The sequence below is a fragment of the Halomonas sp. RT37 genome, from assembly GCF_040070525.1.
Lineage (GTDB): Bacteria > Pseudomonadota > Gammaproteobacteria > Pseudomonadales > Halomonadaceae > Halomonas > Halomonas litopenaei.
On sequence record NZ_CP098827.1, the window covers coordinates 1264779 to 1286590 of the forward strand.

Annotated in this window: 20 protein-coding genes; 8 read left to right on the forward strand and 12 right to left on the reverse strand. The window is 66.2% G+C overall.

What is annotated here, in order from left to right:
* Positions 1-37: 37 nt before the first annotated feature.
* A complete protein-coding gene (locus NFG58_RS05660) occupies positions 38-3352 on the reverse strand; it encodes an AAA family ATPase (RefSeq protein WP_348827743.1) in 3315 nt (1104 codons plus the stop codon).
* Positions 3349-4674, reverse strand: coding sequence for an exonuclease SbcCD subunit D C-terminal domain-containing protein (locus NFG58_RS05665; RefSeq protein ID WP_348827744.1), 1326 nt, complete (start codon positions 4672-4674; stop codon positions 3349-3351). The genes NFG58_RS05660 and NFG58_RS05665 overlap by 4 nt, the downstream gene beginning before the upstream one ends.
* A 124-nt stretch (positions 4675-4798) precedes the next feature.
* Between NFG58_RS05665 and nfi the strand changes: the two genes are divergently transcribed.
* Positions 4799-5479 carry a deoxyribonuclease V gene (gene nfi / locus NFG58_RS05670; protein WP_348827745.1) on the forward strand — a complete coding sequence of 227 codons (681 nt, stop codon included), beginning with the start codon at positions 4799-4801 and terminating at the stop codon, positions 5477-5479.
* Positions 5480-5512: 33 nt separating this feature from the next.
* The gene (locus tag NFG58_RS05675) at positions 5513-6073 is read left to right on the forward strand and encodes a DUF1415 domain-containing protein (RefSeq protein ID WP_348827746.1); all 561 of its coding nucleotides are present in this window, start codon (positions 5513-5515) and stop codon (positions 6071-6073) included.
* Between the two features lie 40 nt (positions 6074-6113).
* On the opposite strand, the gene NFG58_RS05680 is transcribed toward NFG58_RS05675, so the two are convergent.
* On the reverse strand, positions 6114-6989 hold the full coding sequence (locus NFG58_RS05680; protein WP_348827747.1) for an aldo/keto reductase: 876 nt from the start codon (positions 6987-6989) through the stop codon (positions 6114-6116).
* A 249-nt stretch (positions 6990-7238) separates the two neighbouring features.
* Between NFG58_RS05680 and NFG58_RS05685 the strand changes: the two genes are divergently transcribed.
* Entirely contained in the window at positions 7239-7667 is a 429-nt protein-coding gene (locus tag NFG58_RS05685) for an OsmC family protein (protein ID WP_045991908.1), read from the forward strand.
* Positions 7668-7807: 140 nt separating this feature from the next.
* Here the strand turns inward: NFG58_RS05685 and NFG58_RS05690 are convergent, their stop codons facing one another.
* Positions 7808-8536: a gamma-glutamyl-gamma-aminobutyrate hydrolase family protein gene (locus NFG58_RS05690; protein WP_348827748.1), complete on the reverse strand. Its 729-nt coding sequence runs from the start codon at positions 8534-8536 to the stop codon at positions 7808-7810.
* Positions 8529-9524 (reverse strand): amidoligase family protein, encoded by a 996-nt coding sequence (locus NFG58_RS05695; RefSeq protein ID WP_348827749.1) that lies wholly within the window; start codon positions 9522-9524, stop codon positions 8529-8531. Before NFG58_RS05695 ends, NFG58_RS05690 begins: the two co-directional genes overlap by 8 nt.
* 105 nt (positions 9525-9629) lie before the next feature.
* Here NFG58_RS05695 and NFG58_RS05700 point away from each other — a divergent pair, with 105 nt between their 5' ends.
* The gene (locus tag NFG58_RS05700; protein ID WP_348827750.1) at positions 9630-11975 is read left to right on the forward strand and encodes a mechanosensitive ion channel family protein; all 2346 of its coding nucleotides are present in this window, start codon (positions 9630-9632) and stop codon (positions 11973-11975) included.
* A 259-nt stretch (positions 11976-12234) separates the two neighbouring features.
* Positions 12235-12510: a glutaredoxin domain-containing protein gene (locus tag NFG58_RS05705; RefSeq protein ID WP_348827751.1), complete on the forward strand. Its 276-nt coding sequence runs from the start codon at positions 12235-12237 to the stop codon at positions 12508-12510.
* 237 nt (positions 12511-12747) lie between these two features.
* On the opposite strand, the gene NFG58_RS05710 is transcribed toward NFG58_RS05705, so the two are convergent.
* Positions 12748-13143, reverse strand: a complete 396-nt coding sequence (locus NFG58_RS05710; protein WP_348827752.1) for a hypothetical protein — start codon at positions 13141-13143, stop codon at positions 12748-12750.
* 392 nt (positions 13144-13535) lie between these two features.
* Between NFG58_RS05710 and NFG58_RS05715 the strand changes: the two genes are divergently transcribed.
* Together NFG58_RS05715 and NFG58_RS05720 are read left to right on the forward strand one after the other, a co-directional pair.
* The gene (locus NFG58_RS05715; RefSeq protein ID WP_045991913.1) at positions 13536-13982 is read left to right on the forward strand and encodes an antitoxin Xre/MbcA/ParS toxin-binding domain-containing protein; all 447 of its coding nucleotides are present in this window, start codon (positions 13536-13538) and stop codon (positions 13980-13982) included.
* Positions 13982-14455 (forward strand): RES family NAD+ phosphorylase, encoded by a 474-nt coding sequence (locus NFG58_RS05720; RefSeq protein ID WP_108131542.1) that lies wholly within the window; start codon positions 13982-13984, stop codon positions 14453-14455. The genes NFG58_RS05715 and NFG58_RS05720 overlap by 1 nt, the downstream gene beginning before the upstream one ends.
* 110 nt (positions 14456-14565) lie before the next feature.
* On the opposite strand, the gene cdd is transcribed toward NFG58_RS05720, so the two are convergent.
* The 6 genes from cdd to NFG58_RS05750 form a co-directional block, all read right to left on the reverse strand.
* Positions 14566-15006 (reverse strand): cytidine deaminase, encoded by a 441-nt coding sequence (cdd, locus tag NFG58_RS05725; protein ID WP_348815587.1) that lies wholly within the window; start codon positions 15004-15006, stop codon positions 14566-14568.
* On the reverse strand, positions 15003-15749 hold the full coding sequence (gene deoD, locus NFG58_RS05730) for a purine-nucleoside phosphorylase (protein WP_348827753.1): 747 nt from the start codon (positions 15747-15749) through the stop codon (positions 15003-15005). Before deoD ends, cdd begins: the two co-directional genes overlap by 4 nt.
* Entirely contained in the window at positions 15750-17006 is a 1257-nt protein-coding gene (locus NFG58_RS05735) for a phosphopentomutase (protein ID WP_348827754.1), read from the reverse strand.
* Positions 17003-18343 carry a thymidine phosphorylase gene (gene deoA, locus NFG58_RS05740; RefSeq protein WP_348827755.1) on the reverse strand — a complete coding sequence of 447 codons (1341 nt, stop codon included), beginning with the start codon at positions 18341-18343 and terminating at the stop codon, positions 17003-17005. Before deoA ends, NFG58_RS05735 begins: the two co-directional genes overlap by 4 nt.
* Complete coding sequence (gene deoC, locus NFG58_RS05745) at positions 18343-19131, reverse strand: deoxyribose-phosphate aldolase (protein WP_348827756.1); 789 nt, start codon at positions 19129-19131, stop codon at positions 18343-18345. The genes deoA and deoC overlap by 1 nt, the downstream gene beginning before the upstream one ends.
* Positions 19132-19211: 80 nt before the next feature.
* On the reverse strand, positions 19212-20477 hold the full coding sequence (locus NFG58_RS05750; RefSeq protein ID WP_045991920.1) for a NupC/NupG family nucleoside CNT transporter: 1266 nt from the start codon (positions 20475-20477) through the stop codon (positions 19212-19214).
* 392 nt (positions 20478-20869) lie between these two features.
* Here NFG58_RS05750 and NFG58_RS05755 point away from each other — a divergent pair, with 392 nt between their 5' ends.
* Complete coding sequence (locus NFG58_RS05755) at positions 20870-21634, forward strand: DeoR/GlpR family DNA-binding transcription regulator (protein WP_108131548.1); 765 nt, start codon at positions 20870-20872, stop codon at positions 21632-21634.
* The last annotated feature ends 178 nt before the right edge of the window (positions 21635-21812 follow it).

The window sequence follows — 21812 nt, forward strand, 5'->3', positions numbered from 1 at the left end:
AGGTCCGCCCGACAGCGACGTGCGGGGCGGACGGGACTCAGTCGGACAGCGCGACCCGACTCTCGCCATTGCCGGCGGGATGCACCTGGATCTGCACCGGAATGCGCTCATGCATCTCCTGGACGTGGGAGATGACCCCGACCCGTCGGCCCTGGGCCTGGAGACCGTCGAGGGCGTCCATCGCCAGCGCCAGCGATTGGGGATCGAGGCTGCCGAAGCCTTCATCGATGAACAGCGACTCGATTGCCAGCTCCCCCGAGGCCAGCGAGGCGAGCCCGAGCGCCATGGCCAGCGACACCAGAAAGGTCTCGCCGCCGGATAGCGAGTGCACCGAGCGACGCTCGTCGGCGACGTCCTGATCGATCACCAGGAGCCCCAGCGGGCTGCCTCCTCTCACCAGACGGTAGCGCCGGCTGAGGCCCGCCAGGTGGACGTTTGCCTCGTCGATCAGGCGCTCCAGGTTCCAGGCCTGGGCGATGCGCCGGAAGGTCTTGCCGTCGGCGGCGCCGATCAGCTCGGCGATGCGGCCCCAGCGATGATGCTCGTCCCTGGCCCTTTCCAGGGCCTCGAGGCCGTCACGTTGGCGCTGCCGGCGTCGATCATCGTCGCGCACGGCGTGCAGGGCGCCATCGCGGCGTTGCTGGGCGGCCTCCAGCCGCGGCCGGTTGGCCTCACGTCTGGCGTCGAGGTCGGCCTGGCGTGCATCCAGCTGGCGTTGGGTGGCCTCGTCGAGCAGTGTCTGCGGGTCCTGCTCCGGCAGGTGGCGGGCCCGCCAGGCGCGCCAGCCCTGGCGACGCTCGTCGCGACTGGTGCGGGCGGTCTGGCAGGCCTCGCGGGCGCCGTCCAGTCGGGCGCGCAGGGCCTTGAGCGCATCGTCGGCCTGGTCGAGCAGCCGCTCCAGGTCGCCATCGGTGATGTCCGGGTGCTCGTTGCGCCAGCGTTCCAGTTCGGCGTCCAGGCGGGTCTTTTCGTCCTCCAGCACCGAGAGCGCCTTGCCCTCGTGCTCGATTCTCTGGGTCAGGCTCAGCACCTGACGCTGGGCCTGGTCATGGGCCTGGCGGGCCTGCTCGTGGTCCTGACGTGCCTGGCGGACCTGGGCTTCGAGGCGCTCGAGCCAGGCATCTGCCGAGCGGTCATCGCCGAGCGCCTCGGCCAGACGTCGTCTGTGCTCGTCGATGCTGCGGGTCAGTTCGGGACGCTGATCGTCGAGCCGTTTGAGTTCCTCGTCGAAGTTGGCAGCGCGCAAGGCAAGCGCCTGACGCTCTCGCTCGTCTTCCTCGATGGCCTCTGCCAGCGGGGCCAGCTGGCGTTCGGCGTCGTCCAGTGCCTGGAGGCGCTCGCGAGCCTGTTGCTGGCGCTGGCGGGCCTTTTCGCTGTGCTCGGTGAGCCAGGCTTGGCGGGCGTCGGCGTCGAGGGCGCGCCACTGCTCGGCGAGCGCCGGGTCGTCGAGCCTGGCCTGGGCTTCTTCGAGACCGGCCTGGGCCTCGTTTCTTCGAGGTTCAAGCGCGAGCAGGCTGGTCTCGGCCTGCTCGACGCTGGCCTTCAGCGCCTGAAAGCGCCCGAACAGGGCGTCACGCTGCTCGCGCAGCTCGCCGAGTCGGCTTTCGGACTCGGCGAGCTGATCATCCTCCAGTGCGATCTGGGCGGCGAGCTGGGTGGCCTCCGGGGTGGCGGGGGGCGAGTCGCGCCAGGGGTGCTCGTGACTGCCACACACCGGACAGGCGGTGTCCGGTTCCAGGGTGGCGCGCATGTCGGCGACGCTGTCGCTTCGGGTGGCGCGGGCGCGCTGGATAAAGCGCGTGAGCTGCTCGTGCTCCGCCGTGGCGTGGTCCAGGCGCGCCCGCGCCTGCTTGCCTTGGTCCAGCAGTTCGTCGCGCTGTGCGCTGTCGCGGCTGCGCTCGGCGTCGAGCCGGTGCTGTTGCTCATCGAGCTGGCGCAGCAGACGCCAGCGCTGCTCCAGTTCGGACAGCGCCAGCAGACGATGGCCGGCGTGCTCGAGGTGCTGCTGGGCCTCGGCCCTGGCCGTTGCGACCTGCTGATGCTGGCCAAGATGGCGTGACAGGGTGCGGGTGGCGGCGTCGCGCTGCTCCAGATGGCGGCGATGGCGCTCTGCCAGCGCTCGCTGCTGCCCGTCGAGATCCTCGCGCTGGCGCTTGCGCTTCTGGTGTTCGTCCTCCAGCTGTCGATGCTGTTGCTCGCGGCCCTTGAGTTCGCTGGCAATTTCACGGGCCTGGGCGATGGCGGGACGGGCCTGCTCGAGCGCCTGCTCGCTGTCCTCCAGGGTCTGGCGGCGACGGCTGGTTTGCTGGTGCTGTTGTTCCAGGGCGGTGCGTGCCTGGGCCAGGGCTGACTTGGCTTGTTCGAGCTGCTGGCGCTGGTCCGGCAACTGTCGAGAAAGGCTACGCTGGCGCAGCAACTGGGGGCGCCAGGGTGCGACGCGCTCGAGCATCTCGCACTCACGGCGCTGCTCGCTCAGTGCCTCCCACTGGGCCTCTGCCTCGACCAGGCTGGCGTCGGCTTGTTCGCAGCGCTGGCGCCACTGGGCGTCCTGGGCGAGCCACTGGGCCTCTTCGTCCAGCGCCTTCATCTGCCGCTGGCAGGTGTCCAGCTCGCCTTCGGCCTCGGCCAGTTCCTGCTCCATGGCCTGGCGTGCGCTGTCGTCGCTGGGCGCGTCCTCGGCGAGCAGCGCCTGCTGGCGGGCCACCGCGTCGCGGGCCTCCTTGGCCCGGGCGTAGCTTTCGACCGAGATGCGCGAGTATTCCTGGGTGTTGGTGAGCTTCTCGAGCAGGTCCGAGCGGGCGTTGTCGTCGGCCTTGAGAAAGGCCGCGAACTCGCTCTGGGCCAGCAGCACGGCGCGGGTGAACTGCTCGAACGATAGCCCCAGGCGCTCGGGGATCAGCTCGGCGAATTCGCGCTTCTGGGCGGTCAACAGGCGTTCGTCGTCCAGGTCGGTCAACGATTGCTCCACCGCCTGCAGCTTGCCGTCGGCCTTGTCCCGGGCGCGCCGCACGGCCCATCGCGCGCGGTAACGGCGAGCGTCGCGACCGATGAAGTCGACCTCGGCGTAGCCGCTGGCGGCGCCGCGCCTCAGCAGGCTGCGGGGGTCGGCGGTGGCGATCCGCGAGCCGTCCAGGTCCTCCAGATGGGAGTCGCGCCCCGGGGCGTGGCGAAGCCTGGGCGTATTGCCGAACAGCGCCAGACACAGGGCGTCGAGCAGGGTGCTCTTGCCGGCGCCGGTGGGGCCGGTGATGGCGAACAGGCCGGCATCGGCCAGTGGCGCCGCGGTAAAGTCCAGCTCGACCGGACCGGGCAGGGAGGCCAGTTGGGACAGGCGCAGGGCGAGAATCTTCATGGCTGCGTGCTCCCTTCGGCGGCGCCCTGGTCTTGTCCATCCGCGCTCTGGTCTTCGGCATCCACGTCCTGGACGCGCTGGCACAACCAGTCGAAGTCGGCGATCACGCTGTCATCCGGTGCCTCGCCCCAGCGCTCTTTCCAGGTGCGCGAAAACAGCTCACGGGGTCCGATGTCCTCGAGGCGCTCGCCACGCCCGGGTGCCTGTGACTCAGTGACCGGCAGTTCGCGCTTCAGCCGCAGCAGGCGCACCGCACGGCCGCCCAGCGCCTGCTCGATGCGCGAGCGCAACTCCGGCATCGGGGCGTCCAGGCGCACGTTGATCTCGAGCCAGTCCCAGCGCTCGACCGGGCCTGCCCCGTCGCGGGCCGGCAGCGCCTCGATCGCGCCCAGGATCTCTTCCAGCGGGGCAGGGCCGAGGCGACGCATGGCCACCGCCCGCGGCACGCTGATCGGCTCGACATGGGCAAGGGCGCCATCGGCGAAGTCCGCCATCAGCACCTGATGGGGGTAGTCGACTTCGCTGAAGTCCAGCGGCAGCGGGCTGCCGCTGTAGCGTATGCGTTCGTCGCCGACCCGCTGGGCGCGGTGCAGGTGCCCCAGGGCGACGTAGTCGATGTCCTCGGGAAACAGCGAGGCCGACAGCGCTTCCTCGCCGCCGATGACGATAGGGCGTTCGCTGGCCTCGGAGACGGCGGCGCCACGCAGGTGGGCGTGGCTCATGGCGATCAGCGCCTGGCCAGGCTCGCGCTTTTCCCGGGCGGCCGCGATCAGTGCGCGATGGACCCGCTCGACGCTGGCCACATAGTCGTCGCCGGCGTTCGTCTCTTCTCCTGCTGCGTCCGCCGCTTGTCTGGTCTGCCGGCCACGACCGGTGATCTCCGCCGGACGCAGGAAGGGCAGCGCCAGGCACCAGGCGCGGACCTCATCCTGGGCATCGCGCAAGGGCACCAGCAGGCGATCGCTGTCCAGCGCGCCGTCATCGACGAAGCGCACCCGGCCAAGGGCATGGGTGCGCAGGTGCTGCATCAGCGGGGCGGGCAGCTCGATGCGGCTGCCGCTGTCGTGATTGCCGGCGATCAGCGCAATGGTCAGGTCAGGGCAGCGCTGGTGGACCCTGACGATAAAGTCATAGAGCAGCTCCTGGGCGCGCAGCGACGGATTGACCACATCGAAGACGTCGCCGGCGACCAGCAGCGCGTCCACCTGGCGTTCGGCGAGGGTGTCGACCAGCCAGTCGAGGAAGGCGCGATGTTCCTCGTGACGTTCCTGGCCGTGAAAGCTCTGGCCCAGATGCCAGTCTGCGGTGTGGATGATCCTCATCCGTCCTCCCTGATGGAGCGCCAGGCCCTGCGGCCGGCGGCTTGTTGATCCCCGTGACTGGCGCGTAGTCTACCGCGAGCGGGTGGCGTCTTCAGCCACCCCTGGTCGTCAACAGGGAGGTGACATGACCCAGCACCCCAGGACACGAGAGACTGCGCTGCACGACTGGGACCTGGCGCCGAAGGAGGCCATCGCCTTGCAGCGGACCCTGGCAGGACGCCTGATACGCGAGGACGCCCTCGGTGAAGTGGAACACATAGCCGGAGTGGATATCGGCTTCGAAGATGGAGGCGACACCACCCGCGCCGCGGTGGTGGTGCTGTCCTGGCCGGGGCTTGCGCCGATCGAGCAGGTGGTGGCGCGTCAGCCGACGCGCATGCCCTACGTGCCGGGGCTTCTGTCCTTTCGTGAGATACCGGCGGCCCTGGCGGCCTTCGAACGACTCGACAGCCGCGTGGATCTGGTCATGGTGGACGGCCACGGCATCGCCCATCCCCGACGTCTCGGGGTGGCGGCGCACCTTGGACTGTGGCTGGATCTGCCCACCCTGGGCGTGGCCAAGAAACGCCTGACCGGGCGCCATAGCGAGGTCCCCGAGGGGCGTGCCGAAAGTACCGACCTGATGGACGGCGACGAGCGCATCGGGGTCGTGCTACGCTCTCGCGCCGGCGTCAAGCCGGTGTTCGTGTCGCCGGGCCACCGGCTGTCGGTGGATTCGGCCAGGGCCTGGGCGGTGGCCTGCCTCGGCCGCTACAAGTTGCCCGAACCCACAAGGCTGGCCGACAGGCTGGCATCACGGCGCTGAGCCGGCCTTCACTCAAGCATCCGAGAACTCGCCATGTCCGACACAGAGGTATCACCCGGCGTTGCCGCCACCGCAGCCTGGGTCGAGGAATTCGTGGTGCACCTCAACGTCTGCCCCTTCGCCGGACGAGAGGTCACACGCGGGTCGATTCGCTATATCGAGGTCGACGGGCGCAGGCTCGAGGACGCCCTGGTGGCGCTGATGGAGGCCTGCCACCACCTCGAGACGACACCCGAGGTGGAGACCAGTCTACTGGTGTTCACCCGAGGGCTTGCCGACTTCGACGACTATCTCGACGCCCTGGCCATGGCCGAGGCATTGCTCGCCGACCGCGGCTACGAGGGCGTCTTCCAGCTGGCGAGCTTCCACCCTGACTATGTCTTCGACGGCGTGGATGATGATGATCCGGCCAACTTCACCAATCGTTCTCCCTGGCCGGTCTGGCATCTGCTGCGTGAAGAGGGTCTGGAAAGGGCGCTGGCCCACTATCCCGACCCCGAGGCTATCCCCGAGCGCAATATCGAAAGGTTGAGGGAGATCGGCAGCGACAGTCTGGCCGAGCAACTGGCCGAGTTGAAAGTACGCTTTCGCTGAGCTGAAGGCGAACTCCCGTGTCTCGTCGAGCCCGGCCCGGCTAGACGATATCCAGCGGCACCTTGCGCTGGGGTGCCGGATACAGGGCGTCGAGTCGCGCAACTGTCGCCTCGTCCAGGGTTACCTCCAGCGCCCTGGCGTTGTCGTCGACGTGCTCGGGGGAGGCGGCCTTGGGAATCGCGATGACATCGTGCTGGCCCTCGACCGGGCGGATGGCCCAGGCCAGCAGCAGTTGCGCCGGGGTCAAGCCGAGGTCCGTGGCGAGTTCGCCAAGTTGCGGGTCGGCCAGGGGATCTGCGCCGACGGCGCCGGCCTGGGCCAGCGGACAGTAAGCCATCAGCGGCATCCGTTGCCGGCGTTGCCATGGCCTCAGGGCGACCTCGATTCCCCGCGACGCCAGATGGTAGAGCACCTGGTTGACCGCGCAGTCGCCGCCACCGGGCAGTCGAGCGAGTGCCTGCATGTCGTCCACATCGAAGTTCGACACACCGAAGCGACGAATCTTGCCTGCCGCTACCAGGCGATCGAAGGCCTCCAGCGTTTCGTCCAGCGGGATGCTCCCCGGCCAGTGCAGCAGGTACAGATCCAGGTAATCGGTGCCCAGGCGCTCAAGGCTCGCTTCGCAGGCGGCGATGGCGCTGTCGCGACCGGCGTTCCAGGGGTAGACCTTGGAGACCACAAACGCCTGGTCGCGGCGACCCTGGATGGCCTCGCCGACCAGGCGTTCGGCGGCACCGTCGCCGTACATTTCGGCGCTGTCGATCAGCCGCAGACCTCGCTCCAGCCCACGTTGCAGGGCGGCGATTTCCTGACGCCGGGGCGCACGCCCTTCGCCCATGTACCAGGTGCCCTGGCCCAGGGCAGGCAGGGCCTCGGCGGTGCTTCCGGTTTCCAGCAGAACCTTGGCAGTCGTCATGTCGCACACCTTTGCGGAATAGTTTTCCAGAGATGCGCTCGACTATCGCAGCCATGACCGTCGACGCGCAAGACGAGGCTGGACAGACCTCGGTACAAGATGCATGGTGAAGTCATCAGTTGTCCCGCCAGGGATGATTGGCCCCGCAGGTACCGCCCATCGATGGGAGGTGGCGGGGCGAGCGCCTCAGGAAGAGGCGCCACCGTAGTGTGATTACCAGCCCGTGTATCTCAACTGGAAGGAGTCGTCATGAGTATCACCAACACCGCATCCGCGCAGTGGAAGGGCAGTCTCAAGCAGGGCAAGGGCGTTGTATCCACCAACAGCGACGCGCTCAGCGATGTTCCCTATGACTTCAAGCAGCGCTTCGAAGGCCAGGCCGGGACCAATCCGGAAGAGCTGATCGGTGCGGCCCACGCCAGCTGCTATTCCATGGCACTGTCGATGATTCTGGGCGAGTCCGACCTGGAAGCCGACAGCATCGACACCAGCGCCGAGGTGACCCTCGATGAGGTCGACGGTGGCTTCGCCGTGACCAAGGTGCATCTGACCACTCGCGCCAGCATCCCCGGCGCCGACGAGTCGGTGTTCCAGGAGGCCGCCGAGAAGGCCAAGGCCGGCTGCCCGATCTCCAAGCTGTTGAACGCCGAGATCAGCCTGGACGCCAAGCTGGCCTGATCCGGCCGGGTCGCGTCAGCGACGTCGTTGCCATGACGTAGTTGCCACGACTTAGTTGCCACGATGTTGTTGCCACATGGAAAAGCCCGCCGATTGGCGGGCTTTTTCGCGCAGCTGCATTGACCCTCGAAGGCTCGTGCTCAGGAGGCGCTTTGTGTGGGACGTTCGGCGCGGGGTTCCGGTGGCAACTGGCGCTCGGCGTGGGGCTTTCTCGCCGCGTCGACCAGAGCGCGGATGAGTCGTTGCTGGGGGCGATTGAAGATCAGGAATTCCGGGTGCCACTGAACCCCCAGCAGGAAGTCGTGCTCGCGGGACTCGATCCCCTGCACCAGACCATCCCGGTCACGTGCCACGATATCCACACCGCGACCGGTGTGTTCCACCGCCTGGTGATGAAGGCTGTTGATGCGACACCAGCTGACCCGCAGCAGCTGGTGCAGGCGGCTGCCCTCGACGATGTCCACGGTCTTGCGTGGCAGCACGGTGCGCCGGCGCTTGAGCCCCTCGTGGGTGGTGTAGATGTCACTGTCCAGGGTGCCACCCAGGTGGACGTTGATCAGTTGCGAGCCGCGGCAGATACCGAGTACCGGTGTATTGCGGGGGATCTCCCGGGCCAGCAGCTCGAGCTCCAGTTCGTCGCGTTCTGGATCGACGCGCACGTCGAGCTGCATCTCACCGCCGTACAGATGCGCCTGGATGTCATCACCTCCGCCGACGATCAGGCCATCGAGCCGGTCCGGTCGTGGCCGCGACGGCGATAGCCTGAGCGGTTTGCCTCCATGGCGCCACACCGCGAACCAGTCGAAGCACCAGGCCAGCAGGCTCTTGTGGTCGGAGGTGGAAATACCGATCACCGGGCGTTCAGCCATCCTTGGAGTCTCCCTTGAGCTTGTGCTTTATCTTTTGCCACAGCGAGCTGTCGAGGTGACGGGCTCGGTACTCCGCCATACGCTCATGCAAGGTCTCGGGCGCGCAGGCCAGCCGCTCTACCTCGAGCCAGCGGTTCCATTCGGTCACCGCGCCCCAGTCGGCTTCGGAAAGCTGGGCGTTGGGCAGACGGTAGTGAAAGGTGGGTCGCGGCTGGACAAGCTCCTTGCGAAACAGCTCGTGGGGATGGTCGGGCCTGAGGTGGGCGAACAACGGCAGCATGTCCAGATCGCGGTTGCGAGTGTCGTTGTCGGCCAGATAGTCGTCGATCAACTGGTCGATATCGGGCGCATAGTCCTCGTCGAACAGCTTGAGGCAGTAGCGCTTGTGGAAGGGGTTGGCGTGGGGCAGCACCTCCCGGGTGATATCGACCCGGATCTGTTCGCGCAGCCAGTCGGCGGACAGCAGGTAGGCGCGTAGATAGCGCAGGATGTCCTCGGCCTCGAGGCTAGGGAGCTCCGGATTCAGATGCAGACCGAAACCGTACATCAGGCTGGCCTCGGTGCCCTTGGCGCCGTGCTCGCGGAGTCCGTCGAACATCGCGTCGAGCTTGTCGAGCTCATCCCAGGGGACCGGGGGGCAGACGATCTCCGTCGGCACCAGTCCGGTGACCATGTCGCCCAGCAGCTCGCGAGAGCGACGGTCGAGGTCGCGGCGCATGCGATCCCAGTCGTCGCCGGGTGTCTTGGCCGCGTCCTCGGGCGATTCGGGGTGGACGTACTGAGAGTCCAGTTCGATCTTGAAGTCGCCCCACTGGGTGTCGCTGACCTTCATCCGGTGGGCGCTCTGGACCTCGATACGACCGTCGAACAGGGACTGGACCATCTCTGCGGTGGCCATGGGGTCCAGGCCGGCGAACTCGATTTCCACTCCCACCTTGCGGATGTCTCCGTCGGCGGTGGTGGGCTCGGGTGGCGCTTGAGCTTTCATGGCGGCATCCTGATAAGGCATTAGTGGGACGTTACTTCGCAGACTACCATAGGCGGTCACTTTTCATCGGCGGCGGCGCCGAGTCCTCACCGGCAGGGAACACGAATGTTGCTGCATAGAAGTAAAATCTTTCACATATTTCAATGGTTTGTGCTTCTCTTTCTAATTGGGGTATGTATTTTGCCCGTTCAGGCGTCGGCCCAGGGCCTGGCGCTGGAGGCCCTGGCCGGAGGCGGTGAACAGGCCCCCCAGGAGGCCTCGTCGGAAGAGCTGCAGCGCTCCCTGGATACCCTGATCCAGACGCTGGAAAGCGACCAGAGCCGTCAGGAGTTGCTCGATAGCCTCAGGTCACTGCGCGACGCGGGCCAGGCCGCAGCGGAAACCGGCACCGGTTCCCAGGGACTGCTGGGGGCGCTTGCCGACACCTTCACCGAGCTTGGCGAGCAGGCCGAAGGGGCCGGGTCGCCCATGGCCCAGTGGCGCGCCAAGCTGGCGGAGGGCTGGCGCGATATCAATGGCCTGATCGCCGACACCAGCCATAGCGAGCTGGCCCAGTTCGCCGTGGAGTTCAGCATCCTGCTGACGATCTGGGGTGGCATGGTGATCATCCTGGTGGCGCTGGGGCGTCTGATCGGGTCCCGCCGGGGCTGGCCGATGGACCTGCCGAGAGAGCCCAAGGCGTGGCTGCTGGCGGCTCACTTTCTGCGCCGCATGCTGCCCTGGGCGCTGGCCTTTCTGGCGGTGCTGGGGGTGTCACAGCTTGTGCCCGGCAGCGCCGGGCGCACCGTCGTATCGGTGATCGCCTACGCCGCGCTGTGCGGGCGCATCCTGTCGGTGGTGGTCGAGATCGTCATCTCGGTGTTCACCCGCGGGCATCGCTATACCGCGGTCAAGCTGCTGCAGCAGCGGGCTCTGCGTCCGCTGTTCGTCATCGGCGCACTGATCGCCCTCGGCGACGCCTTCAAGACCGAACGTCTGGTGGACCTGCTGGGGGTCGATCTGTCCTCGCTAGCCTCGGTGCTGGCCAATATCCTGGCCGCGGTGCTGACCTTCCGCTTCATCGTTCGCTTCAAGCGGCCGATCAAGCATCTGATTCGCAACCGCACCTATGCCATCCGCAGCGATTGCTCGAGTCCTACCGAGGTCACCCGGGTGATCGGTCGGCTGTGGCATATTCCCGCGCTGCTGCTGGTGGGGGCCTCGCTGGTGGCGATCTTCGTCACCGGAGGCGATGTCGGTACCGCACTGGCCCGTTCGATCATCAACGCCGCCCTGCTGGTGCTGACGCTGGTGGTCACAGCGCTGCTGCGCCGCCAGAACGAACGTCATGACCACAGCCGGGGGCGCCATCGCCACCACAGCGAGTATCGCCGCCGGCTCGAACGTTTCGCCTATACCCTGGGGCATGTGCTTGCCTGGCTGGTGTTCGCCGAGCTGTCGCTGCAGGTGTGGGGTGGCTCGCTGGTGGGCATCGGCCGCGAAGGGGTGGCCAGCGTGCGCATCGGCCAGGCGATCCTGGCGATCGCCTTTACCGTATTGCTGGCCTGGCTGGTGTGGATCTTCGCCGATACCGCCATCCAGCGGGCGCTGACCTCCTCGGCGCGCTCGCGGGGGCGCCGGGTCAACCAGGCACGGGCCCAGACCATCACCCCGATGATTCGCAACGTGATCTTCGCAGCCATCGTGATCATCGCCTCCATCGTCGGCCTGGCCAATCTGGGGGTCAACGTGACGCCGCTGCTGGCCGGTGCCGGGGTGATCGGTCTGGCCATCGGCTTCGGCGCCCAGACCCTGGTGCAGGACCTGATCACCGGCATCTTCATCCTGATCGAGGACTCCCTGGCGGTGGACGACTTCGTTCAGATCAATGGCCACATGGGCACGGTGGAAGGGTTGACGCTCAGGACCGTACGCCTGCGTGACCTGGACGGCATCGTGCATATCCTGACCTTCTCGCGTATCGACTCCATCCATAACATGTCGCGGCAGTTCGGCGTGGCGCTGATGAAGATCCGCATTCCCTTCGACATGAAGATCGACGACGCCACCACCCTGATGCAGGAGACCGCCCGCGATCTGCGCCAGGATCCGATCATGCGCCACCACATCTGGTCACCGCTGGAAATGCAGGGTATCGATCGTTTCGAGGATGGCTGCGCGATCCTGCGGATGCGCTTTCGCACCTCGCCGGAAATGCAGTGGGACGTGGCCCGTGCCTTCAACATGCTGCTCAAGCAGCGCATGGAGGAGATGGGCGTCGAACTGGGCGCGCCGCGCCTCAGCGTCAGCATGGAAGGCCGTGGCGGCGGGCGTCTCGATGGTACCACCAGCGAAGGCGAGGCCGACCACCAGGGGCGCGATGCCAGCGGGCGCGCCCGGGGCCAGGCCGGGGTGGCAGACCCCCACCATCAAACCAGTGCTACCGGCGCCTCGCCCGACCCGGGAACCTGATGGCGTTGTGCTGTACCCCGCATACATTGCACTGAGGTGAGAAAAGTCGGGAAAGGCTGTCAGGAACTCGCGAGTGGCGACACCAAGTCAGCAAGTCGGGCGGCGGCAAGGTCTGGTACCAAGGCTCAGCGCCAAGGTTGAACCTCCGGAACGCGCCGTCGCCTGCACCAACTGTTTCGGGTGTCGTCGACTCTTGAAGGGAGTGACGTCACCGACCATATCGTCAACGAGCGGTATCACCCACGAGGGAGTCGTCACCATGACCGTTGCCAAGGATCTCGCGCTTTACCATTTTGCCCACTGCCCGTTCTGCGCCTTTGTGCGCCGTGAACTCGACAAGCTCGGCGTCGAGGTGGATATCCGCGACGCGGGCGCCAACCCGGCGCACCGCAAGGCACTGAAGGAAGGCGGCGGCAAGATTCAGGTGCCGTGTCTGCTGATCACCAGTGAAGACGGCAGCGAGACCTGGATGTACGAATCCATGGACATCGTCGCCTACCTGAAGAAGCGCTTCAGCGAGGGAAAGGTAGCCTGAAGCAAAGCGTCTGACGTCGCGGGGCTCATGAACCCGAAGCGGCCTGAAGCAAGCGCGGCCACCACTTGGGACAAACGAGCCTTCGCATCGCGTGGCGTCACCGCCAGTCTCGCCACGCGAAAGACGCTACAGCACGTCTGATGGAACCGATCTCAGGCAAGTCCAGCAAGCCTTGTGGGCCACCAGTGGTGGCCTTTTTTGCGTCTGGCGCGCGGTGGCAGTCGCAATGCCGTCGGCTCAGTTTTCCTTTGTCACATCGTCGGGGGGCGAGTCATCGGCGGGTGACACCAGGTGGATGATATTGCAGGGGCTGGTGATCCAGAACGAGTTGAACTCCTCCGGCAGGTGCTCGATCTCGTCGCAGCGCTGACAGCCACGCTGTTCGAGGTAGCTCGAGGCGGCCTGGATGTCGCTGGCCAGGATCTGAAGCCAGATTTCTGCCTGGCTCAAGTGCGGCTCGCGATCCAGCCACAGCACCTTGTCGCCGAAGGCAAAGCGCGGCGTCTCCCGGTCACCGGGGGGCGTCAATTCCTCGAGCTTCAGGATCTCGCGGTAGAAGGCAACGGTCACCTCGTACTCGTGGGCGGGAATCTTCATGGCGATATTGTCGCCGGGAGAGAAGTCTGTGGTCATGGACCGTTACCTTGTTGTTTGAATTGAGGCGGGTACTTGGACGCAGGAGCTTGCGCTGTGATGGCCGCCACCCCGATGACCTGCACAAGGTGATGCAGCGCGGGTGCCCCTCGTCCTGCCTCGCGGCCAAAGCGAATGTCACGTCTCGAGCGAGTGTGGTGAGCCGGGCGGGGTCGCGCTGAACAGTATTGAGCATAGGCTGAATTGGCTCGGGCCGGTGCTGCCCGCTGGCGGTGACGCGTTCCGCTGTGCGGTGGCGAGTTGGCGAGGGTGCACCCTTGTTGGGCTTAGGTCATATTGATGTTGGTAAAACTTCGATCTGAGGTATGCTGAAGCGTACAGGCAGTAACGTTGCTGGCGCCGTGCCAGCGAGTGAGCGCCGGGAGACCGCGATGGAGCTTCTCGAAAAGGACCGTGCAGCGGGTGGCGGAGTGATGGCGCAGATCGACCTGCCCCGCGAGGTGTACACCGATTCAGCCGCTTTTATCAGAACCGTCAGGCAAGGGCTGCCGGGAAGCGTGCTCAAACAGGCGATCGATGCACTGTCGGCCGACCGCGATCTCTTTGTACGACTGCTGGAGACGGACTCCGGCAATCTGCATCGCTTCTACAAGCGCAAGGCGCTGGGGCGTGCGCAAAGCGAAGAAGTGCTCGACACGCTGAAGTTGTTTGTCGAGGTAGGTGAGGTGTTCGCTGACGAAGCGGTCGGTCATCAATGGCTGCACGCCGAGGTACCCGCACTCGCCGGCTCGCGTCCGATCGAACTCCTGGATACCTTTGCTGGCCGTGAACTGGTACGACAGGTGCTGCGCAAGATCAGTCACGGCGACTTCAGTTGATGAGGCTGTACCGTATCGCTCCTGAGCGTTTTCTGGCCAACCTGTCCGGGCGCGGTGCCAGCTATCACGATGGGGCGCGCTGGAACGACCCCGGCCATCCGGTGCTGTATTTCGGTACCAGCGCCTCCGTCGCCATGCTGGAAATGGGTAACTATATTCCAGACCCGCGATTGGTCCCGAAGGATTTTCGCCTGGGCATCTATGACGTACAAAGCAGCGCCGTCGAGAAGGTCGGAGTCGATGAATTGCCTGATGGCTGGGACCTGTTTCCCCCTCCTGAACACACGCGGCGACTCGGTACCGCGTTCCTGTCGGCGGCCCGCAACTTGATACTGCTGGTGCCAAGTACCGCTGCTGCGGGTATTGATCAGGTGGCGGTGGTGAATCCGCTGCACCCGGACATGGACAAAGTCTCGCTCATCGACATCCGGGCACGGATCTACAATCCGAGATTGTTTCAGGGCATCCAGTAGCGCTCCGGTTGCCGAGTCAGTTCGTTTGGCGCTCAGGCAGGTCTGCCAGGCAAATCGAGCCGATTTGGCAGCGTCAGAGCGGACAACTCCCAGGAAGTGAATTCGCTCGCCTAGCTGGCGAAGGCGGAGTCCTTGCCCAGGTTCTCCGGCCCGAAGGAGTCCGGCAGCAACTCGTCCATGGTGTAGCGCTTGAGCAGTTGGCCGTCCGCGTCCACCACCCGGATCAGGGTGTCGGGGGAGGAGAACTCGCGCAGGCGCTGACGGCAGTCACCGCAGGGGGTGCACAGATGCTCGCCGGGACCGATGACGTAGACCTCCTTCAGCCGGGTCTCGCCGCTGGTGACCATGGCGGCGATGGCCGAGGCCTCGGCGCACAGCCCCTTGTAGTGGGCGACCTCGACGTTGGCGCCGACGTAGCGGGCTCCCGAGTCGCTGATCAGCAGGGCGCCTACCGGATGGCTGGAGTAGGGCACGTAGGCGCGACCGCGTACCTCGATCAGCGCCTTGACGATATCGGCGTCGACGGTCTCTGTCGTCCTTGGATCGCTCATTGGGTGGTCTCCTGGCGGCTGGTTTGCTGGCGGTCGTCCTCGAGCACGGCCTCGAGGGCGATGGTCATCATCTCGTCGAAGCTGGTGGCGCGCTCGTCGCTGGAGAGGCTGTCGCCGTTGACGATATGGTCCGATACGGTGCAGATGGTCAGGGCGCGGGCGCCGAATTCGGCGGCGACGCCGTAGAGCCCGGCGGCCTCCATCTCGACGCCGACGATGTCGAACTTGCGCAGGCAGTCGATCAGCGCCGGGTCCGGGTGATAGAACAGGTCGGCAGAGAAGATGTTGCCGACCTTGACCGGGGTGCCCTGGGCGCCGGCGGCGTCCACGGCGGCACGGGTCAGGTCGAAATCGGCGATGGCGGCGAAGTCGAGGCCGCGAAAGCGCGAGCGGTTGACGCCGGAGTCGGTGCTGCCGCCGAGGCCGATGATCAGGTCACGTACCTTGACGTCGTCGCGCACGGCGCCGCAGGAACCGACGCGGATCAGCCGTCTGGCGCCGAATTCGGTGATCAGTTCCTTGGCGTAGATCGATACCGAGGGGATGCCCATGCCGTGGCCCATGACCGAGATCTCGCGTCCCTTGTAGCGGCCGGTGTAGCCGTACATGTTGCGCACCTCGTTGACCAGGCGCGCATCCTCGAGAAAGGTCTCGGCGATGTATCTGGCGCGCAGGGGATCGCCGGGCATCAGCACGGTGTCGGCGAAATCACCACGTTCGGCCTTGATGTGGGGGGTAGCCATCTAAGCTCCTCGTCTATCCAATGCTCGTTTGCGCTCGATAAAGCTTTCACCGTCGGCCATGGGGGCAAGACCGAAATAGCTCGCCAGGCTCTGGCCGATGTCGGCGAAGCTCTGCCGACGCCCCAGCGATCGGGCCGCAAGCCCAGCGCCACTGGCCAGTACCGGGATGAACTCGCGGGTGTGGTCGCTGCCTTGCCAGGTTGGGTCGCAGCCGTGGTCGGCGGTGATCACCAGCAGATCGTCGTCGGTCAGCCGTTCGAGCAGCGCCGGCAACTGTCGGTCGAAGGCTTCCAGCGCCGCCGCATAGCCGGACACGTCGCGGCGATGGCCGTAGACCATGTCGAAGTCGACGAAGTTGGTCATGATCAGGCGCTGGGTGTCGCTCGCCACCGGTTCATCCATGGCCGCCAGGGTCGCCGCCATCAAAGCGTCATGGCCCGACGCCTTGATCAGACGACTGATGCCGCAGTGGGCGTAGATGTCGGCGATCTTGCCGATGGCCACGACCTCGCCTCCGGCGTCGTGAAGCTTCGACAGCACCGTGGGCGAGGGCGGCTCGACGCTGTAGTCGCGACGATTGCCGGTGCGCTGGAAGCTTGCGGCGTCGTCACCGACGAAGGGGCGCGCGATCACCCGACCGATATTGTAGGGCTCGAGCAGCCGCCGGGCGGTCTCGCACAATGACAGCAGGCGCTCAAGGCCAAAGCTGTCCTCATGGGCGGCGATCTGGAAGACGCTGTCGGCGGAGGTGTAGACGATGGGCTTGCCGCTGGCGCAGTGTTCTTCACCCAGACGGGCGATGATCTCGGTGCCTGAGGCGTGGCAGTTGCCCAGCACACCGGGTAGCGCCGCTTCCTCGATCAATGCCTTGAGCAGTTGCGGCGGAAAGCTCTGCTCCCTGTCCTCGAAGTACCCCCAGTCGAAGCGCACCGGGACCCCGGCGATTTCCCAGTGCCCGGACGGGGTGTCCTTGCCCGAGGACACCTCCATGGCGTGTGCGTAGGCGCCGTCGACCTCGCCTAGCTGGATGCCTGCGGCGCTGGCGCCGGTGGCCTCGCGGTGGGCGTGATAGAGCCCCAGGCGGGCCAGGTTGGGAAGTTGCAGCGGGCCGCGGCGGCCACGGTCGTCGGCCTGCCCGCGGGCACAGGCCTCGGCGATATGGCCCAGGGTATCGGCGCCGGCGTCGCCGAAGCGCTCGGCGTCGGGGGCAGCACCGATGCCGAAGGAATCCATCACCAGCACGATCGCGCGGCTCATGGTGTCTCTCCCGTTATCGAAGGATCGCACAAGGTCTCGTGCACCAGTGGTGGGGGCGTGCCGTCGTCGCCGAGGGTGAAGGCCTCACGTACCCGCGCCGCGAGTCTGTCGGCGTCCGCCTGGCTGGCGGCGTGAATGCGCGCCAGCGGGGTGTGACGGTCGACCGTCTGGCCGATGGCGGCGATGGCGTCCAGGCCGACACGATGGTCGATGGCGTCGCCGGCACGGCGGCGCCCACCGCCCAGCTCGACCACCGCCATGCCCAGCGCTTTGACGTCCTGGCGTGCCACCCGTCCCGGATGCTCGGCCAGGACGTCCTGGATCACCGGGGCCGGGGCGGGTAGGGCGCCAGCGTTTTCCAGCAGGTCGGTCGGTCCGCCAAGACCTGCCACCATGCGCTCGAAGCGCTCGGCCACGTCGCCGCTGGCCAGGCGTGCCTCGAGCTGGCGTTCGGCGTCCTCTTTGGACGTCGCCAGTCGGCCGGCCAGCAGCGCTTCCACCGCCAGGCGGCGGGTCAGCGTCAACAGCCGCGAATCGCGCTGCTCACCGCGCATGATCGCCAGGCACTCGCGTACCTCGATGGCGTTGCCGGCGCTTTCGGCCAGGGTCTGGTTCATGTCGCTGAGCACCGCCGTGGTCGGGGTGCCGGCACGTCGGGCGACGTCGGCGATGGTGGCTGCCAGGGTTCGGGTCTCGTCGTCGTTCGCCATGAAGGCGCCGTTGCCGATCTTGACGTCCATGACCAGGGCATCGAGGTTTTCGGCGAGCTTCTTGCCGAGGATCGAGGCAACGATCAGCGGCAACGAGGCAACGGTGGCGGTGACGTCGCGCACCGCGTAGAGGCGCTTGTCCGCCGGCGCCAGATCGCCGCTCTGGCCGACGATGGCCACACCGACGTCCTTGAGCAGGCGCTCGAAGGTGGTGCGCTGAGGCGTGACGTCATAGCCGGCGATGGCCTCGAGCTTGTCCAGGGTGCCGCCGGTGTGGCCCAGACCACGACCGGAGATCATCGGCACGTGGGCTCCGCAGGCGGCGAGCCAGGGGCCGAGGATCAGCGATACCGGGTCGCCCACGCCGCCGGTGGAATGCTTGTCGAGGATAGGCCCCGGCAGGTCCAGCTGTCGGTAGTCCAGCACGCTGCCGGAGTCCCGGGTCGCCTCGGTCAGCGCCACCGTCTCATCCAGCGTCATGCCGTTGAGATAGGTGGCCATGGCGAAGGCGCCGATCTGCTCCTGACCGGCGCTGTCATCGGCGATGGCCATCACGAATTGGCGGATGGCCTCACTGGACAGCGCCTGGCCGTCACGCTTGGCGGCAAGAATATCCTGCAACAGCATCAGTAGCCTCCGGACTGGCCCCCGCCGTCGACACCGACACCGGCGGTCATCAGCAGGTTGTCGAGCAGGCCCGAGGCGCCGAAACGGAAGGTCTCGGGACGGGCCCAGTTGGCACCCATGATCTCGGCGGCAAGCTCCAGATAGACGGCGGCGTCCTCGACGCTGCGAACGCCCCCGGCGGCCTTGAAGCCGACCGGGCGGTCCGCGTAGCGGATGACTTCCAGCATCACTCGGGCGGCCTCGGGCGTCGCGTTGACGGCGACCTTGCCGGTGGACGTCTTGAGGAAGTCGGCACCACCGGCGATGGCCTGCTCGCTGGCCCGGCGGATCAGCTCGGCGTCCTTCAACTCGCCGGTTTCCAGGATCACCTTGAGGGTGCGGCCGCTGGCGGCGGCCTTGCACATCTCGACCAGTTCCTGGCCGATCTGATCATCGCCATTCATGAAGGCGCGGTAGGGGAAGACCACGTCCACTTCGTCGGCACCGGAGGCCACCGCTTCGCGGGTAGCGCGGGCGGCTGCCATGACATCGTCTTCGCCGTGGGGGAAGTTGGTCACGGTGGCGATCTTGACCTGGCCGCTGAGGTTGTGGGCGGTGAGGGCGCGCCGCGCCGGCACCACGAACTGCGGATAGATGCACACCGCAGCAGTGTGCCCCAGCGGCGTCTTGGCCCGCTGGCACAGGGCCTCGACGACATGGTCGGTATCGTCATCGTTGAGGCTGGTCAGATCCATCAAGGACAGTGCCTGGCGAGCGATCACGGAGGGGTTGGTCGACTGGGAGGACATGGGAGGCTCCTGAAGTGGGACAGGCCGCCGCCTCGGGCGGCCGAAGATGTGAGGGCGGGCGCTGGATCCGCGACGTGGGATCAGGCGCCCAGAGTCATGAAGAAGCCGGCGATGCAGGCCGACATCAGGTTGGACAGGGTGCCGGCCAGTACCGCCTTGAGGCCATAGCGGGCGATGTCGTGACGACGGCTCGGGGCAATGCTGCCGAGCCCGCCGAGCAGGATGGCGATGGAGGACAGGTTGGCGAAGCCGCACAGCGCGAAGGACAGCACCGCGGCGGTATGGTCGCTCATCACCTCGCCGGTGGCGGCCACGAGCTGCTCGCCGTCGATGTAGGGGGCCAGGTTGATGAAGGCGACGAACTCGTTGACCACCAGCTTCTGGCCGATGAAGGACCCGGCCAGGGTCGCCTCTTCCCAGGGAATGCCGAGCAGGAAGGCCAGCGGCGAGAACACCCAGCCCAGGATCAGCTCGAGACTGAGATCCTCGAACCCGACCCAACCACCGACGCCACCGAGGATACCGTTGAGCAGGGCGATCAAGCCGATGAAGGCCAGCAGCATGGCGCCCACGTTGGCCGCCAGCTTGAGGCCGGACGAGGCGCCACCGGCGGCGGCGTCAAGCACGTTGGCCGGCTTGTCCTCGTCCTCGATGACCTCGGAGACGCGGTCGGCCTTGTCCGCCTCGGGATCGGTCTCCGGCATGATCAGCTTGGCGAACAGCAGGCCGCCGGGGGCCGCCATGAAGGAGGCCGCCACCAGGTATTCCATGGGAATGCCGAGTGCGGCGTAGCCGGCAAGCACCGAGCCCGCCACCGAGGCCAGGCCACCGCACATCACCGCAAATAGCTGGGAGGCGGTCATGCGGGCGATAAAGGGCCGCACGACCAGCGGCGCCTCGGTCTGGCCGACGAAGATATTGGCGGTGGCGGACAGCGACTCTGTGCGTGAGGTGCCGAGCAGCTTCTGCAGCGCGCCGCCGAGCAGCCGCACGACCCATTGCATGATGCCCAGGTAGTAGAGCACCGCCGTCAGCGACGAGAAGAAGATGATGACCGGCAGCACCTTGACCGCGAACACGAAGCCGACGCTGTCGGCGTTGGCCAGGCCGCCGAACAGGAAATCGATGCCGTCGTTGGCGTAGAGCACCACCTGGCTGACGGCGTCCGATACGGTCTTCAGGACCTTCTGGCCAAAGGGCACGTAAAGGACGAAGGCCCCGAGACCAGCCTGGATCAGGAAGGCGCCCCCCACGGTTCTCAGGCGAATGGCACGGCGGTTGTAGGAGAACGCGACGGCGATGGCGATCAGGGTGGCCATGCCGACCAGGCTCATCAGGAGTGTCATAGGTTCCTTCGCCTCATCAAAATATGAACGTTGAAGAATAGATCATCGCACTTCGGGCCTGGTCTGGCGTCCCGCATCGCGTTGATAGCGGGCAATTGCCTCGAACGGGGCGGAAATCTCTTATGCCGAATGGGGTATCAGAACAGGAATTATAGAGGTGATGGGGCATGGCGGCGGCTCGTGTCGAGTGATTGTTGTCGAGCGGAATTGGCCGGCACGGGCTGGGCCCATCCGTCAATGAGTGTATAGTAACACCTGATGTGAGAAAAATAACATTTGTGCAGTGGCGTTTTCTTACCTGCCCGGGCACTGGCTGAACCCGGTAGTTCAGGGCATGCTTATTGAAAAACGACGGCAGCAAGCCATGACCGTCGAGGCGCGGGGGAGAATCCATGAATCAGCGCAGTATTCAGCGACAGGAGCGCCTTTTGCAGGCGCTCGCCGGAGGCGGCAGCCTGAGGCTGGCGGACGCCGCCATCCTCTGCGGTGTGTCAGAGATGACCCTGAGGCGCGACGTGTCCACCAAGGACAGCCCTCTGATGCTGATGGGCGGGCATCTGGTTCGCCGCGACGACCCCCACTTCACGCCAGTCTACGACCTGGAAACTCAACAGGATCGCGGCGCCGATATCAAGGCGCGTCTGTGTCGCCGCGCCAGTGGCTACGTGGAAGACGGCGATACCCTGTTTATCGATTGCGGCACCACCCTGGTGCCGATGATCGCAGAACTTGCCAGCCGACGAGACCTCACGGTGGTGACCTACGCCCTGAACGTGGCCAATGCGGTCAGCCATTTCGATGGCATCCGACTGATCCTGCTGGGCGGCGTCTATCAGGGCGTCTCCCAGTCCTTCGACGGCGAAGATATTGCCCGCCAGGTCCGGGGACTCGGCATCAATCGCGCCTTTCTCTCCGCCGCCGGGGTGCATGCCGCACGGGGCCTGAGCTGCTTTCACTTTCATGAAGTGGCGCCCAAGCAGGCCGCCATCGAAACCGCCGCCCAGCGGATCCTGGTATTCGACGACAGCAAGTGGGGCGTGCTGCGCCCCGCCTTCTTTGGCGCCCTGATCGACGCCGATGTCATCATCACCCACGGCGAGGGTGCCGCAGGCCTGTCACGCACGCCGGAAGTGGCGTCTCGGCTGGTTCATCCCTGATTCCCCGGTTTCGGTTTCTTGCCCAGCGTGGATCCTTGTCTTTCGGATTCTTGGCTTGTGGATCCTTGTCTTGTGACTTCTTGTCTTGCGGATCATTGGCCTTTCAGTCTCTGACGGCCTTTCTCGATAGTGGTCCCCTGGGCGCACGGTTGCGCCTCTCGTTGTGGTCTGTCCCTTC

Bases quoted from the DNA above. Each gene is read 5' to 3' on its own strand.
- NFG58_RS05660 (WP_348827743.1), bottom strand. From the start codon at position 3,352: ATGAAGATTCTCGCCCTGCGCCTGTCCCAACTGGCCTCCCTGCCCGGT.
- NFG58_RS05665 (WP_348827744.1), bottom strand. From the start codon at position 4,674: ATGAGGATCATCCACACCGCAGACTGGCATCTGGGCCAGAGCTTTCAC.
- nfi (WP_348827745.1), top strand. From the start codon at position 4,799: ATGACCCAGCACCCCAGGACACGAGAGACTGCGCTGCACGACTGGGAC.
- NFG58_RS05675 (WP_348827746.1), top strand. From the start codon at position 5,513: ATGTCCGACACAGAGGTATCACCCGGCGTTGCCGCCACCGCAGCCTGG.
- NFG58_RS05680 (WP_348827747.1), bottom strand. From the start codon at position 6,989: ATGACGACTGCCAAGGTTCTGCTGGAAACCGGAAGCACCGCCGAGGCC.
- NFG58_RS05685 (WP_045991908.1), top strand. From the start codon at position 7,239: ATGAGTATCACCAACACCGCATCCGCGCAGTGGAAGGGCAGTCTCAAG.
- NFG58_RS05690 (WP_348827748.1), bottom strand. From the start codon at position 8,536: ATGGCTGAACGCCCGGTGATCGGTATTTCCACCTCCGACCACAAGAGC.
- NFG58_RS05695 (WP_348827749.1), bottom strand. From the start codon at position 9,524: ATGAAAGCTCAAGCGCCACCCGAGCCCACCACCGCCGACGGAGACATC.
- NFG58_RS05700 (WP_348827750.1), top strand. From the start codon at position 9,630: ATGTTGCTGCATAGAAGTAAAATCTTTCACATATTTCAATGGTTTGTG.
- NFG58_RS05705 (WP_348827751.1), top strand. From the start codon at position 12,235: ATGACCGTTGCCAAGGATCTCGCGCTTTACCATTTTGCCCACTGCCCG.
- NFG58_RS05710 (WP_348827752.1), bottom strand. From the start codon at position 13,143: ATGACCACAGACTTCTCTCCCGGCGACAATATCGCCATGAAGATTCCC.
- NFG58_RS05715 (WP_045991913.1), top strand. From the start codon at position 13,536: ATGGAGCTTCTCGAAAAGGACCGTGCAGCGGGTGGCGGAGTGATGGCG.
- NFG58_RS05720 (WP_108131542.1), top strand. From the start codon at position 13,982: ATGAGGCTGTACCGTATCGCTCCTGAGCGTTTTCTGGCCAACCTGTCC.
- cdd (WP_348815587.1), bottom strand. From the start codon at position 15,006: ATGAGCGATCCAAGGACGACAGAGACCGTCGACGCCGATATCGTCAAG.
- deoD (WP_348827753.1), bottom strand. From the start codon at position 15,749: ATGGCTACCCCCCACATCAAGGCCGAACGTGGTGATTTCGCCGACACC.
- NFG58_RS05735 (WP_348827754.1), bottom strand. From the start codon at position 17,006: ATGAGCCGCGCGATCGTGCTGGTGATGGATTCCTTCGGCATCGGTGCT.
- deoA (WP_348827755.1), bottom strand. From the start codon at position 18,343: ATGCTGTTGCAGGATATTCTTGCCGCCAAGCGTGACGGCCAGGCGCTG.
- deoC (WP_348827756.1), bottom strand. From the start codon at position 19,131: ATGTCCTCCCAGTCGACCAACCCCTCCGTGATCGCTCGCCAGGCACTG.
- NFG58_RS05750 (WP_045991920.1), bottom strand. From the start codon at position 20,477: ATGACACTCCTGATGAGCCTGGTCGGCATGGCCACCCTGATCGCCATC.
- NFG58_RS05755 (WP_108131548.1), top strand. From the start codon at position 20,870: ATGAATCAGCGCAGTATTCAGCGACAGGAGCGCCTTTTGCAGGCGCTC.